The following is a 13360-nucleotide window of genomic DNA, read 5'->3' as shown; positions in this document are numbered from 1 at the left end:
CGGGCCAGAGCGTCTGCTCGCCCTACTCCGGTAGGTCCTTGCGTGAGGGGAGACCGAGTTTGCGCAGGGCGCTGGCGACGTGGCTCTCGACCGTCCGCCTGGACAGGAACAGCTCGTCCGCGATCTCCTGGTTCGTCTTCCCCGTCGCCGCCAGCCGCGCCACCTCGCGCTCCCGTGACGACAACGTCTGCCCGTGCGACGGCCGGCCGCCCCGCCACGGGTACGGGATCGGCACCCCGTTCTGCCGCATGACCCGGGAGATGCGTGCGATGTCGCGATCGGCCCCCATCGCCCCGTAAGCCCGCAACGCGTCCTCCAGCAGCCCTCCACCGTCCGTCCTGCCGTCCGTCCCACCGTCCGCCCGGGAGGACGCTCGGGAGGGCGCCCGGGAGGACGACGTGGCGGGCGCCCGGCCCTCTACCCGGACGCGTTCACAGCGCCATCGGCCCAGGCGTTCGCAGGCCAGCGCCTCCTCATAACGCAGCCCGGCCTCCGACAGGAGGGCCCGCGCCCGGTCCAGCAGCCCGTCGGCCCGATCCGGCGCCTCCGCCCGCGCCCGCACGGCCCGCGCCGTCAGCAGCGCGGCCTGCGCGAGCGGCGCGTCGGACCCGTCGATCCCGGCCTCCAGCTCCTCCACCGGCCCGTCGGCCGCCTCGGGCGTGCCCAGGGCGTCGAGCGCGTCCACCAGGCACAGCACGCTCTCCGCCCCCCACACCCAGTTCCCCTTGGCCCGGACCAGGGCGAGCGCCTCGGTGGCGTGCCCGGCCGCGCCCGCCGCGTCGTCCAGAGTCAGCAGCAGCCGGGACATCGCCGTCCTGGCCGGGATCAGCGGCCGGACGGCCCCGACCCGCTCGGCGACCGCGATCACCTCGGTGAGGCACGCGGTGGCCTCCTCGGCGGGGCCCGTCGCGGCCAGCAGCGCCCCGCGCAGCAGCCGCGAGTCCAGGGACGCCGCCGCGAACGTGACCGCCTCCCCGCCCAGCCGCCGCACGCGGCGCTCCAGCCCGTCCCACCGCCCGGCCGCGTGGTCGACGGCCGCCGCCACCAGCTCGACGACCTCCGCCACCCGCAGGTACTCCGCCTGCCCGGCCACCTGGCGCCCCTCGGTGAGCAGGGCCTCGGCGCGTTCGAGGCGGCCGACGTGCAGGGCGCCCTGGGCCCAGTTGAGGCAGGCGCGGGCGTGCTCCCGTGGCGTGGCGCGCAGATGGTCGTCGCGCAGGAGGTCGTCGATCAGCCGCCAGGCCACCGGGTCGCCCTGTTCGAGCAGGAGGGAGGCGCGGGCGATGCGTACCGCGATGGCGGTGTCGCGGTCGCCGCTGCGGCGCGAGGCCGCCTCCGCCTGGTCGCAGCGGGCGGCGTGCTCGCTGATGTGCCGGTCCACGACGGTCTCCGGCGCGGCCAGCACGGAGAGCGCGCGGCCCAGGAGCTCGGGCTGGTCGCCGAGGTCGTCGATCGCGCGCTCGATCTGCAGGTAGCCGGCCCGCGCCTCGCCGTGCTGGCGCAACATGCGGCCGAGGGCGAGGCGCAGTTCGCCGCGCAGGTGGGTGGGCAACGGTTCGGTGGCCAGCAGCCGCTCGAGTATCGGTACGCCCTGCGCGTGCGCCAGCCCGTCCACCGCGACCCGGCCGAGCTTGACGGCCAGCCGCACGCGTACCTCGCCGGAGAGCTCGCCGACCTCCAGCGCCTGCAACAGGAAGCGCGCCGCCGTGGCGTCGTTGCCGTGGGCGAGCGCGGTGTCGGCGGCGGCCTCCGCGTTGCCCACGAAGTCCGCGGTACGTCCCGCGTGCCGGAAGTGGTGGGCGAGCCGGGCCACCGGCCGGGGCCCGTCGCCCGACTCCAGGGCGCGGGCGGTGCGCAGGTGCAGCCAGCGCCGGCCGGGGGCGGCCACGGACTCGTACACGATCTGCCGGGCCAGCGCGTGGCGGAAGCGGCTGCGGCCGTCCTCCTCGTGCAGCAGCCCGACCGCCTGCGCCTTGGCCAGGGCCTTGGCGACCTCCGGCGGGGTGCGGTCGGTGACCTCGGCGAGCACCCGGTCGTCGGGGGTCATGCCGATGACCGCGGCGGCCCCGACGATCTCCTGCGCCGGGTCGTCGAGCGAGGACAGGCGCTGCAGCACCACGTCGCGCAGCACGGTCGGCACGGCCAGCCCGGCCAGCGCGTCGGGGCGGCCGGGGATCTCGTTCGCGGGCAGTCGTTCCAGCAGCGTGCGCAGCACCTCCTCCACGACGAACGGGATGCCGCCGGTCTTCTCGTAGAGGGGCGCGGCGAACGTGCGGGGGAGGTCGGCCTTGAGGATGGAGCGCGCGAGCTCCTCCACCTCGGACAGGCTCAGCGGAGTCAGGCCGACCGTGCGGGCGGGACCCGACGGCGCGCGGGCGAAGGCCTCGCGGATCGGCAGCAGCCCCGCCTCGGTGCGGACGGTGAGGATCACGCTCAGCTCGCGGGGCTGGTGCGCGGCCAGGAAGGCGAGGAAGTCGTGGGTGCCGCCGTCGGCCCAGTGCACGTCCTCCAGCACGAGCACCAGCGGGCTGAGGTGGTCGAGCAGGGCCACGGCCGCGCGGAACACCCGGTGCCGCTCGGCCCGCTGGTCGGGCAGCGGGGACAGGGGCGGCGGCAGGTGCTCGGCGATCTCGGGCAGCAGCGGCGCCAGCGCCCCGATCACCGGGTTGGACGCCTTCCGCCCGGCCAGCTCCGCCCCGGCCAGGCGGAAGGCGTCGAGCAGCGGCGACAGCGGCAGGGGCTCCTGGAGTTGCTCGCACTGGCCCACGAGCCGGCGCGTCCCGGCCAGGCCGGGCGCCGCGAACAGCTCCGCGACCAGGCGGCTCTTGCCGATCCCGGCCTCGCCTTCGATCAGCGCGAGGGAGGGCGGGGCGGCGATGACCGTACGCAGGAGCGCCAGCTCAGCCCGCCGGCCGATGAGCACGTCGGAGAGCGAGCCCGAGGGGGCGACGCGGGGCATGCGGTCACCCCCAACCTGCGCTTATAGCGGTATATCAGCGCAAACAGGCTACCGGATCGTCAACTGCCGTTAAGTAATGACCAAAAATCCGTATACGGTACGGATGCCGTCCCCGGCCGTCCCTCAATAGCCTCGGCGATCGTCCGCGTGATCCGCGGTGACGCATGGAGGGGCGACGATGGATCTGTCCAAATCTCCGGGATTCCCCAGACGGCTGGCGACGACGGCCGCGGTGACCGGGCTGACGCTGGCAGGGCTCGCCTGGCCGGGTACGGCCTCAGCCGCCGCGGCGGAACAGAAGACCTACATCGTGCAGATGGCCCCTGACCCCGTCGCGACGTACGAGGGGGACGTGGCCGGTCTGCCGAAGACCAAGCCCGACCGGGGCGAGAAGATCGAGCCTCGCTCGGCCGAGGTGACCAGGTACGTCGACCACCTGAAGGGCCGGCACGACGCCGCGCTCAAGAAGACCGGCGGCAAGAAGCTCTACGAGTACGTCTACTCCTACGGCGGTTTCGCCGCCCGGATGACCAAGGCCCAGGCGGCCGAGATGCGGGCGTTACCCGACGTCGTGGCGGTGACCGAGGACAGGAAGGTCTCGGTCGCGACCTCCTCGACACCGGCCTTCCTCGGCCTGGACGCGCCGGGCGGCCTCTGGGCCCGGCTCGGCGGCCCCACCGGTGGCCCGCGGGGCCAGGGCGCGGGCGAGGACCTGGTCATCGGCGTGATCGACAGCGGCATCTGGGCCGACAGCCAGAGCTTCGCCAACCCCGACGTCGCCGGGAAGGCGTATGGGACGGCCGTGGACTACACCGGCACCTGCACGCAGAGCAGCCCGGACAAGTCCTGGGAAGCCGCCCTGTGCAACCGCAAGATCGTCGGAGCGAAGCACTTCAACACCGGCTGGGGCGGCGACGCGGGCATCAAGGAGCAACTCCCGTGGGAGTTCCGGTCGCCGCGTGACTACAACGGGCACGGCACGCACACCGCCTCGACGGCGGCGGGCAACCACGACGTGGTGACGACCGGCCCCGCCGCCGGGTTCGGCAAGATCAGCGGCATCGCGCCGCGCGCCAGGGTCGCGGCGTACAAGGCGCTGTGGTCCACGCAGGACGCCTCCACCGCGAACGGCTACTACTCCGACCTGGTCGCCGCCATCGACCAGGCGGTGGCCGACGGCGTGGACGTCATCAACTACTCGGTCTCGGGCACGAGCACCGACTTCCTCGACCCGGCCGAGGTGGCGTTCCTGGCCGCCGCGGAGGCGGGCGTGTTCGTCGCCGCCGCCGGCGGCAACAGCGGGCCGGCCGCGGCCACCGTGGCACACCCGTCCCCCTGGGTGACGACGGTCGCGGCCGGCACGCACAACCGGGGCACGCAGGGCGCGGCGACGCTCGGCAACGGCGCCACGTACAGCGGCGCCTCGCTGGCCGCCACCAAGGCGGGCCCCGCGCCGCTCATCGACGCCGCCACGGCGGCGCTGCCCGGCGCGGACGCGACGCTCGCGGCGCAGTGCTGGGCCGCCAGGGACAACGAGGGCAAGGCCGTGCTCGACCCGGCCAAGGTCAAGGGCAAGATCGTGGTCTGCGACCGCGGCGTGACACCGCGCGTCAACAAGAGCGTCGCGGTCGCCGAGGCCGGCGGCGTGGGCGTGATCCTGGTCAACACCGACGAGAACTCCCTCAACTCCGACCTGCACGCCCTGCCCACCGTCCACCTGCCGGTCAAGGACAGGCAGGCCGTCAAGGACTACGCCGCCACGTCCGGGGCGACCGCGACGGTCGAGCAGACGAAGATCACCACCGACGCCCCGGCCCCGTACGTGGCCGCGTTCTCCTCCCGGGGACCGCTGAGCGCCGGCGGCGGCGACCTGCTCAAGCCGGACGTGACCGCCCCCGGCCAGGACATCCTGGCGGCCTTCGCCCCTCCGGGCGCGAACGGGCTGGAGTTCAACGTCTCCAGCGGCACCTCGATGGCGGCCCCGCACGTCGCCGGGCTCGCCGCGCTGCTGAAGGACCTGCACCCCGACTGGTCGCCGATGGCGATCAAGTCGGCGCTGATGACCAGCGGCTCCGACGTCAAGGACGGGCCGTCCACCGACCCGTCGGTGATCTTCGGGCAGGGCGCGGGCCACGTCACCCCGAACAGCGCCGCCCAGCCCGGCCTGGTCTACGACAGCGGGATCAAGGACTGGCTGGCGTTCCTGTGCGGCAGCACCGGCGGCGTCCAGCCCGAGACCTGTGACCTGCTGAAGAGGCAGCGCTACTCGTTCGACGCCAGCGACCTGAACGTCCCGTCGATCGCGGTCGGCCGGCTGCCCGGCACGCAGACGGTGACCCGCAAGGTCACCAACGTGGGCTCCACGACCGCCAGCTACACCGCGTCCACGACCGGTCTGGCGGGGATCACCGCCCAGGTGTCGCCGAACAGCCTGACGCTCAAGCCGGGCGAGACGAAGTCGTTCACGGTCACGTTCACGCGGACCACGGCGGCGATGAACGTCTACACGGGCGGGCAGCTCACCTGGAAGGACGGCACCCACGCCGTACGCGTGCCGGTGCTGGTGCGGCCGACGCCCGAGAAGTGGGCGGCCACGTACGGGATCGCGGGCGGTGACGACACCGCCGAGTTCATCGCCACCGACCCGGCCGGCAAGCGCGTCTACGTGACCGGCGCCAGCTACGGCAGCACGCCCGGCCTGCTCAGCCCGCGCATCGCCACCGTCGCCTACGACGCGGCGACCGGCGCCGAGCTGTGGAGCAAGACCTACACGGGCCCGGCGGGCAACTTCGACGAGCCGCACGCCATCGGCGTCAGCCCCGACGGGAGCAAGGTGTACGTCGTCGGCGTCAGCGCCGGGACCGACACCGGCAACGACGCCGTGACGCTCGCGTACGACACCGCCACCGGTGCCGAGCTCTGGGCGGCCCGGCACACCGGCGAGGGCCAGGGCACGGAGTTCGGCAACGGGCTCGAGGTCGGCCCCGACGGCAAGAGCGTGTACGTCACCGGCATGGCCACCCGCGGCGAGGGCGGCATGGAGGACTACTTCACGGTCGCGTACGAGGCCGGCACCGGCAGGCGGACCTGGCTCGCGTACTTCGACGGGCCCGGTGAGGGCACCTCCAGCACCGACGACGGCCGGGTGATCAAGGTGACCCCGGACGGGTCCAGGCTCTTCGTCAGCGGTCAGAGCCAGGGCGAGGAGGGCACGGGGCTGGCCGACTGGGGCACCGTGGCCTACGACGCCGCCACCGGCGAGCAGCTCTGGACCGCCCGCCACAACGGCCCGGACAACGGCATCGACATCCCCTCGAGCATGACGGCCGACGACAAGACGGTCTACGTCACCGGCAGCAGCGTGCACCCGGACACGCAGACCGACGTGACGACGATCGCCTACGACGCCACCACCGGAAAGGAGCTCTGGGCCGACCGCTACGACGGCCCGGGACACGAGAGCGACACCCCGCACGACATGACGCTGGCCGGCGGCCGGCTCTACGTCACCGGCAACACCGTGGGCGAGGGCACCGGCTCGGACTTCACGACGATCGCCTTCGACCCCGCCACGGGCAGGCGCTCGTGGGTGCAGCGCCACGACGGCAAGGCCAAGGGCGAGGACTACGCCTGGAGCGTCAGGGCGACGCCCGACGGCACCAAGGTCGTCATCGCCGGCCAGAGCGCGGACGACGCGTCGGGCACGGACTACGTGACGATCGCGTACGACGCCGCGACCGGCGGGCCGATCTGGACCGGCCGCTACGACGGCGCCGCCGGCGCCGGGGACAACGCGCACGCGCTCGCCGTGGACGCGACCGCCGAGGCCGGGGTCCGGATCTTCGTGACCGGGGCGAGCGCCACGGGCGGCGCCCTGCCCGACGCGCTGGAGGTCGACTTCGCCACGGTGGCGTATTTCCAGCCCTGGAAGCAGTAGCCCCCTGAAGGGCTGGCCCCTGTGAAGAGGTGGCCGTGAAGGCAGGCCCCCGTCCCCTGTGGACGGGGGCCTGTCGCGTTTCAAAAGCCACTACAGCGGGTAAAGCCGACGTTAAATTCTGAGCTGCCTGTTATTCAGGAGCCACAGATGTCCCGTATCACGCTTACTCCCGCGGCGCGTGAAGCCTTACGCCACGAAGAAGTGGTCTTCTTCGACTGGCACGTGACGGGCCTCTGCTGCGCGGACGCGGGGGAGTTCTCGGTCAGGCCGCTGCCGCGCTCCCGGTTGCCCCGGCGCGCGCGACGGCTCGGGACCGACCTGGTGTACGCCCACCCCACTGCCTGGGTGCATCTCACCGAGCTGCCCGTCACGATCGACTGCCGTCCGCTGTGGCGCTGGCGGCGCTTCACCACCGATCTGCCACCGGACGCCGGACTGCGCTGCTGCCTGGGGCGCCCCTTGTATGGCCCGCAATATGGGAGGTAACCGGTGAAGCTGCGTTCCATTCTCATCTGGGCGGCGGTCGCCATCGTCGGCGCCGTCGGCTGGGGGGTCCTCGCCCTCTCCAGAGGCGAGAACGTCAACGCCGTGTGGCTCTTGTGCGCCGCGCTCGGTTCGTACGCCATCGCCTACCGGTTCTATGCCCGCTTCATCGTCCGCAAGGTCCTGCGCGCCGACGACCGCAGAGCCACCCCGGCCGAGCGGCTCGACAACGGCATCGACTACCAGCCGACCGACCGGCGCATCCTGTTCGGTCACCACTTCGCCGCCATCGCCGGGGCGGGGCCGCTGGTCGGGCCCGTGCTGGCCGCGCAGATGGGTTACCTGCCCGGCACCATCTGGATCGTCGCCGGTGTGATCTTCGCCGGGGCCGTGCAGGACATGGTGATCCTGTTCTTCTCCATGCGGCGCAACGGCAGGAGCCTCGGGCAGATGGCCCGCGAGGAGATCGGGCCGTTCGGCGGGGCGGCGGCGCTCATCGCGGTCTTCGCCATCATGATCATCCTGCTCGCCGTGCTGGCGCTGGTCGTGGTCAACGCCCTGGCGCAGTCGCCGTGGGGTGTCTTCTCCATCGCGATGACCATCCCGATCGCCCTGTTCATGGGCTTCTACCTGCGGGTCATCCGGCCGGGCCGGGTCGTCGAGACCACCGTGATCGGGGTCGCCCTGCTGCTCCTGTCGATCGTGGCCGGCGGCTGGGTGCAGGAGTCGAGCTGGGCGCCGTTCTTCACGCTGAGCCCGTCGGCGCTGGCGCTGTGGCTGATCGCGTACGGGTTCGTCGCCGCCGTGCTGCCCGTGTGGATGCTGCTCGCGCCGCGCGACTACCTGTCCACGTTCATGAAGATCGGCACCATCGTGCTGATCGCGGTCGGCATCGCCATCACCATGCCGCCGCTGCAGACCACGGCCTTCACCGACTTCGCCTTCAGCGGCAAGGGGCCGGTGTTCGCGGGGTCGCTGTTCCCGTTCGTGTTCATCATCATCGCCTGCGGCGCGCTGTCGGGGTTCCACTCGCTGATCTCGTCCGGCACGACGCCCAAGATGATCCAGAAGGAGACCCAGGTCCGCATGATCGGGTACGGCTCCATGCTCATGGAGTCGTTCGTGGCCGTCATGGCCATCACCGCGGCCTGCGTGCTGACCCCCGGGCTCTACTTCGCGATGAACTCCCCCGCGGGCGTCGTCGGGGCCACGGTGGAGACCGCCGCGGCGGCGGTCACCAACATGGGCTTCGTCATCACGCCCGAACAGTTGCAGGCCGCGGCGGCGGCCGTACAGGAGGAGACGCTGATCGCCAGGACGGGCGGCGCGCCCACGCTGGCGGTGGGCATCTCGCAGATCTTCTCCGGGTTCCTCGGAGGCGCGGGGCTGCAGGCGTTCTGGTACCACTTCGCGATCATGTTCGAGGCGCTGTTCATCCTCACCACGGTCGACGCGGGGACGCGGGTGGGGCGGTTCATGCTCCAGGACACGCTGGGCAACCTGTGGAAGCCGATCGGCCGGGTGAGCTGGTGGCCGGGGCTGGTCGCGGCCAGCGCCGTGGTCGTGGCGGCCTGGGGCTATTTCCTCTATCAGGGCGTCAACGACCCGCTCGGCGGCATCAACCAGCTCTTCCCGCTGTTCGGCATCGCCAACCAGCTCCTGGCGGCCGTCGCGCTCACCGTGGCCACGACACTGCTGATCAAGAGCGGGCGGCTGAAGTGGGCCTGGGTGACGGGCGTGCCGCTGGCCTGGGACGCGGCGGTCACGCTGACCGCGAGCTACCAGAAGGTGTTCTCGCCCGACCCCACGCTCGGCTTCTTCGCCCAACGCGACCGCTACCAGACCGCCCTCGACCAGGGGCAGCTCCTCGCGCCCGCCAAGACGACGGACGCGATGCGGCAGATCGTCATCAACTCCACCGTGGACGGCATCCTGGCGGCGCTGTTCGCGATCCTGATCATCGTGGTCATCCTCGACGCCGCGCGCGTGTGGGTGAAGGCGATCAGGTCGCGGGAGCCGCTGCCGAGCACGGAGGCGCCGTTCGAGGAGTCCAAGATCCTCGCGCCCGCCGGGCTGATCGCCACCCGTGAGGAGAAGGAGATGATGGCCAAGGCCGGGTCGGGCGGCTGACCGTCAGGGCGCGAGCCACCGCTCCGTCGGCCAGGTCTCGCGCCGCCAGGCGCTGTCCCAGAACATCCACTCGTACGCCGCCGCCCGGCAGTAGGCCACCTCCATGGCCTTCCGGGTGGCGGCGTCGGCCGTCTCGGCGAGCCGGTCGGTGATGGCCCTGGCCTGCTCGGAGGCGGCCGCGAAGTCCGGGTCGGAGTAGGTGGAGATCCACTTCTCGTACGGGTGCCCGGCCAGGTCGCCGACGCGCTTCAGCAGTGCGGCGCCGACGTCCTGGTAGATCCAGAAGCATGGCAGCACCGCCGCCGCGAGCACCGGGTAGGGCGCGGACAGCGCCGTGGCCTGTAGGTACGACGCGTACGCCAGGCAGGTCGGCGACGTGGCGACGGCGGCGGGGCCGAGCTCCTCGATGTACCCGGCGTGCAGCAGGCGCTCGGCGACCAGCGCGGTGTGGGCGCTCTGGGCGTAGAACGCGGCGTCGCCCGGGTCGGTGGCCCGCGCCGAGGCGGTGGCCAGCGCCTTGGAGAACGCTTCCAGGTAGCGGGCGTCCTGGACGATGTAGAAGGCGAAGCGGTCGCGGTCGAGGGTGCCGTCACCGAGGGCGGTGAGGAAGGGGTGCTCGTGGACGGCGCCCATCAGTTCGGCCGTGCGCAGCCACATGTCATCGCAGAACATCGATATGACGTCCCTTCGCTAGTGCGAACTAGATCAGGTTCGACGGGTGTTAACGTCACTAAAAGCCACTCTAACGAAGGCCCGGAAGATGCCTCCACAAAACAATGCCACTGTCGTTGCCATCGGCTACACCCGCGTCTCCACCAAGCGCGAAGAGATGATCAGCCCAGAGCTTCAGGCCCATGAGCAGGACACTTACGCCGCGCGACACGGGATCCGCATCGTGGAGCGGGTGGAGGACATCGACCTGAGCGGGCGTGACTTCGCCCGCCGTTCAGTGGACTACATCGTCAAAGGGATCAAGGAAGGTCGCTGGAACACGGTCCTGCTGTGGAAGTGGTCACGATGGGGGCGCAACCTCCTGCAATCACGGCTCTATCTGGCAGAGGTAGAGCAGGCGGGCGGCCAGGTCATCGCGGTTACAGAGGACTTCGACACCACGACCAGCGTGGGCAAGTTCAGCCGTGATCAGATGCTGGCGATCGCCGAACTTCAGTCCAACCAGATCGCTGAGAGTTGGAAGGAAGCGCACGCGCGTAGGCGGCGGATGGGCCTGCCGCACACCAGCAATCCCCGGTTCGGTTACACCTACAGCAAGGATCACGGGTATCAGGTTGACGAGAGAGATGCAGCCTTGCTCAAGTCTCTCTATGAGCGCTTCGTTGCCGGTGAGCCCATGCGGCAACTGGCCTTGGACCTCAATAGCAGCGGATACCGAACGACGCGCGGTAACCCCCACACCGGGGTCTCTCTGGGGCGAATGCTCGACAACGGATTCGCCGCTGGTCTCATCCGTGAGCGCTCAGAGGCTCCAGAAGCGGAGAGCACCGGGAAGCGCATCAGCCAATACGACATTTGGCGAAAGGGTGCCCACGAGGCGATCATCTCAACGGAGCTGTGGGAAGGATACCGAGACAAGCGACTTGCCAATGAGCACACCGCCCCACGGCTTCGGGTCGCGGTTCATTCACTCTCAGGGTTGGTGTTCTGTTCTCAATGTCTGACGCGCATGTCAGCTACTAAGGGCGGCAGCGGGGGGACCTGGCGCTGCCGACGTATGCAGGAGAGTGGCGCGTGTGTAGGGGCGAGCATCGGTTACAACCGCCTTCAGAACGCTGTTCGGGCCTGGGTGATGAAGAACGCGCAGGGCGGAGAGAGCGTCGAAGCCGACGCACGACGTGTCCTAATCGCTCAAGAGGCGACTTTGGATGTTGAGGCGTGCCAGCGTGAGGTAACCCGCCTCAAGAACAAGCGCAAGCGACTCCTCGACATCTACACGGACGGGGGAGCCGACGAGGAGGACTACAAGGAGAAGAAGGCTGAGATCGACGCCGAACTAGAATCGGCGGACAGCGCCTTGCGTGAGGCCAAAGCGGCGGCACGAGAGGTCGGCACCGACTACCGGCAAATCTTCACTACGCTCGCAGACCTTTGGGATGCGGCGACTCCGCATGAAACGCGTGAGCTGCTGTCCAAGCTGATTGAAAGGATCGAGATCGAACGTGGCTCAGGTAAGCCGAAGCGCTGCACTGTTTTTGTCCAGCCCAGATGGGGCGGTGAGCGGGTTCGCGTGGCTTGATCATCGAGATCCCCGGAACTGTAACAAGGGATAACCCGACTGCCTAGTGCAGTCGGGTTCCTTTTCCTTCAGTTCACTCGTATTTCCTCGCTGTCATTGTCGCGGCGTTCGAACGCGTCTAGGGTCAAGAAGGCATCTTCCGAGCGCTCCGGCGCTATATGCCAAGCCTTTATGTGAAAAAGTCGAGGGCTGATCCGGTTACAAAGGCCGCTACTGCGCCCCAGCGAAAGGGGTTTCCGGGGCGGAATTTGCTGCGGTGGTGTCGCCCTCTGGCAAGTCCTATGGAGCGAGCAGCAAAAGATAGAATTGAGCCAGTCACAATCAAAACGCAATCGCGAATCAAAACCCACCCAGCTATCGCGATGAAGATAAATAAAATGGCAACTTCGGGGCCCAATGTAGATGCCATGGCGTATGCTCCAATCCAGTGCCATGCACCTTCTCCTCTGAAGGATAATGCTAGTCCCAATATGGATGGACCGACGACGATGTACACGAACTGGCAGTAGTAGTACAGAACTTTTCGCCATCGTTGACTATGAAAAGGCGATGGCGGTTTTGGCCAATTCACTGGCAGGTCAGGATCTTTGCCGCGAGGGTCTCTGTTTGCGTAAATAAGATAGACTACGAGTCCCTTGGTAGTTTGCCATCCGGTGCTGACAATTTGACGCGCAAGCGCCACGGAGTAGCGGAGAGTGCGTTTGCGGATGCGATCACTTATTTTCGTCAGACGATCTGGCCCTATGGCGTCAAAGAGCAGCGCGAAGCCACCGATAAAGATCAAGACTTTGGCCACTTTGCTCCATGCGTCCATGTCTAGCCTCACCTTCCTTGAATCCTTTTCTGTTGCGTCTTCTGGTGACGATTAGTCCACCCGTGTCGATTTAAAGGCAATTGCCCCGGCGTGATGGTTAGAGCGGGATCTAGTCCAAGGGCAGACAATGTACCGGTGTGTCCCGGAAGAGTGCCGCTCAAATGGGAGAATCGCTCAAACGTCGGAGGTTGCTCTCGCAACTGGGCAGAATAATGTCCTGGCGGTTGCCTAAATGTCGGAGCTCTGAATGAAATGATCATTCAGAGCTCCGACATTTGATGATGTTACTCAACGCTGTTGACGATTGACGTCACCATCTCCAGCACGGCGGCGGCGTTCGATGTTGGCCAGCACATAGGCGGCTACTTCCCAGAACTCCTCCCAGCATTGATCTTCGCTGGGGGTGTTCTCACGCTTGGACGGATCACGGTTCCTCGTCGGGGCATCACCTTCCTTCCCCAAGTTGTGCGGATTGGGGGGTTACTGGGTGCCGTCGCGGTGGAGGCGTCGGGCGTGGTTCCAGATGCGGCGGCCGATCCGCAGGCGTAGGCCGGTGCCGTTGCAGCGGGGGCAGAAGCGCCAGCCACGGCCGAACAGGTAGGGGATACGGCCGGTGCCCCGGCATCGGGTGTGTTCGCGGAACGGGTGGGCGTGGCAGAGGTAGATGTAACGGAGGGTGAGTAGGGCGGGGATGGCGATTGCTGCGGTCGCGGCGAACGTGTCTAGGGTCAAGACCACCTCCTGAGCGGGTTTTCGGGGTTGCCGGCAGTCAGGCTGCTACCTGCT

8 protein-coding genes are annotated in these 13360 nt (G+C 69.1%); 4 read left to right on the top strand and 4 right to left on the bottom strand.

Annotation, left to right across the window (positions count from 1 at the left end):
• Positions 1-22: 22 nt before the first annotated feature.
• Positions 23-2959 (bottom strand): AAA family ATPase, encoded by a 2937-nt coding sequence (locus tag AB0I15_RS25575; RefSeq protein WP_358100261.1) that lies wholly within the window; start codon positions 2957-2959, stop codon positions 23-25.
• Between the two features lie 178 nt (positions 2960-3137).
• Here AB0I15_RS25575 and AB0I15_RS25570 point away from each other — a divergent pair, with 178 nt between their 5' ends.
• The 3 genes from AB0I15_RS25570 (at position 3138) to AB0I15_RS25560 (ending at position 9509) form a co-directional block, all read left to right on the top strand.
• Positions 3138-6896, top strand: coding sequence for a S8 family serine peptidase (locus AB0I15_RS25570; protein WP_358100258.1), 3759 nt, complete (start codon positions 3138-3140; stop codon positions 6894-6896).
• A 147-nt stretch (positions 6897-7043) separates the two neighbouring features.
• Positions 7044-7382, top strand: a complete 339-nt coding sequence (locus AB0I15_RS25565; protein ID WP_358100255.1) for a hypothetical protein — start codon at positions 7044-7046, stop codon at positions 7380-7382.
• Positions 7383-7385: 3 nt separating this feature from the next.
• Entirely contained in the window at positions 7386-9509 is a 2124-nt protein-coding gene (locus AB0I15_RS25560) for a carbon starvation CstA family protein (RefSeq protein WP_358100252.1), read from the top strand.
• A 3-nt stretch (positions 9510-9512) separates the two neighbouring features.
• On the opposite strand, the gene AB0I15_RS25555 is transcribed toward AB0I15_RS25560, so the two are convergent.
• A complete protein-coding gene (locus AB0I15_RS25555) occupies positions 9513-10181 on the bottom strand; it encodes a TenA family protein (protein ID WP_358100249.1) in 669 nt (222 codons plus the stop codon).
• Positions 10182-10269: 88 nt separating this feature from the next.
• Between AB0I15_RS25555 and AB0I15_RS25550 the strand changes: the two genes are divergently transcribed.
• Entirely contained in the window at positions 10270-11760 is a 1491-nt protein-coding gene (locus AB0I15_RS25550; protein ID WP_358100248.1) for a recombinase family protein, read from the top strand.
• A gap of 169 nt (positions 11761-11929) precedes the next feature.
• Here AB0I15_RS25550 and AB0I15_RS25545 read toward each other — a convergent pair whose 3' ends face one another.
• Together AB0I15_RS25545 and AB0I15_RS25540 are read right to left on the bottom strand one after the other, a co-directional pair.
• The gene (locus AB0I15_RS25545) at positions 11930-12574 is read right to left on the bottom strand and encodes a hypothetical protein (RefSeq protein WP_358100245.1); all 645 of its coding nucleotides are present in this window, start codon (positions 12572-12574) and stop codon (positions 11930-11932) included.
• A gap of 480 nt (positions 12575-13054) precedes the next feature.
• Complete coding sequence (locus tag AB0I15_RS25540) at positions 13055-13306, bottom strand: hypothetical protein (protein ID WP_358100242.1); 252 nt, start codon at positions 13304-13306, stop codon at positions 13055-13057.
• Positions 13307-13360: the final 54 nt, after the last annotated feature.

The sequence above is a fragment of the Nonomuraea sp. NPDC050643 genome (assembly GCF_040654715.1).
In the GTDB taxonomy this organism is placed as follows: Bacteria; Actinomycetota; Actinomycetes; order Streptosporangiales; family Streptosporangiaceae; genus Nonomuraea.
The sequence above is the reverse complement of the archived record's forward strand: the minus strand, read 5'-3'. Positions and strand labels throughout refer to the sequence as shown.

What these genes read in the sequence shown, in the direction of transcription:
- AB0I15_RS25575 (WP_358100261.1), bottom strand. Translation starts at nt 2,959, where the DNA reads ATGCCCCGCGTCGCCCCCTCGGGCTCGCTCTCCGACGTGCTCATCGGC.
- AB0I15_RS25570 (WP_358100258.1), top strand. Translation starts at nt 3,138, where the DNA reads ATGGATCTGTCCAAATCTCCGGGATTCCCCAGACGGCTGGCGACGACG.
- AB0I15_RS25565 (WP_358100255.1), top strand. Translation starts at nt 7,044, where the DNA reads ATGTCCCGTATCACGCTTACTCCCGCGGCGCGTGAAGCCTTACGCCAC.
- AB0I15_RS25555 (WP_358100249.1), bottom strand. Translation starts at nt 10,181, where the DNA reads ATGTTCTGCGATGACATGTGGCTGCGCACGGCCGAACTGATGGGCGCC.
- AB0I15_RS25550 (WP_358100248.1), top strand. Translation starts at nt 10,270, where the DNA reads ATGCCTCCACAAAACAATGCCACTGTCGTTGCCATCGGCTACACCCGC.
- AB0I15_RS25545 (WP_358100245.1), bottom strand. Translation starts at nt 12,574, where the DNA reads ATGGACGCATGGAGCAAAGTGGCCAAAGTCTTGATCTTTATCGGTGGC.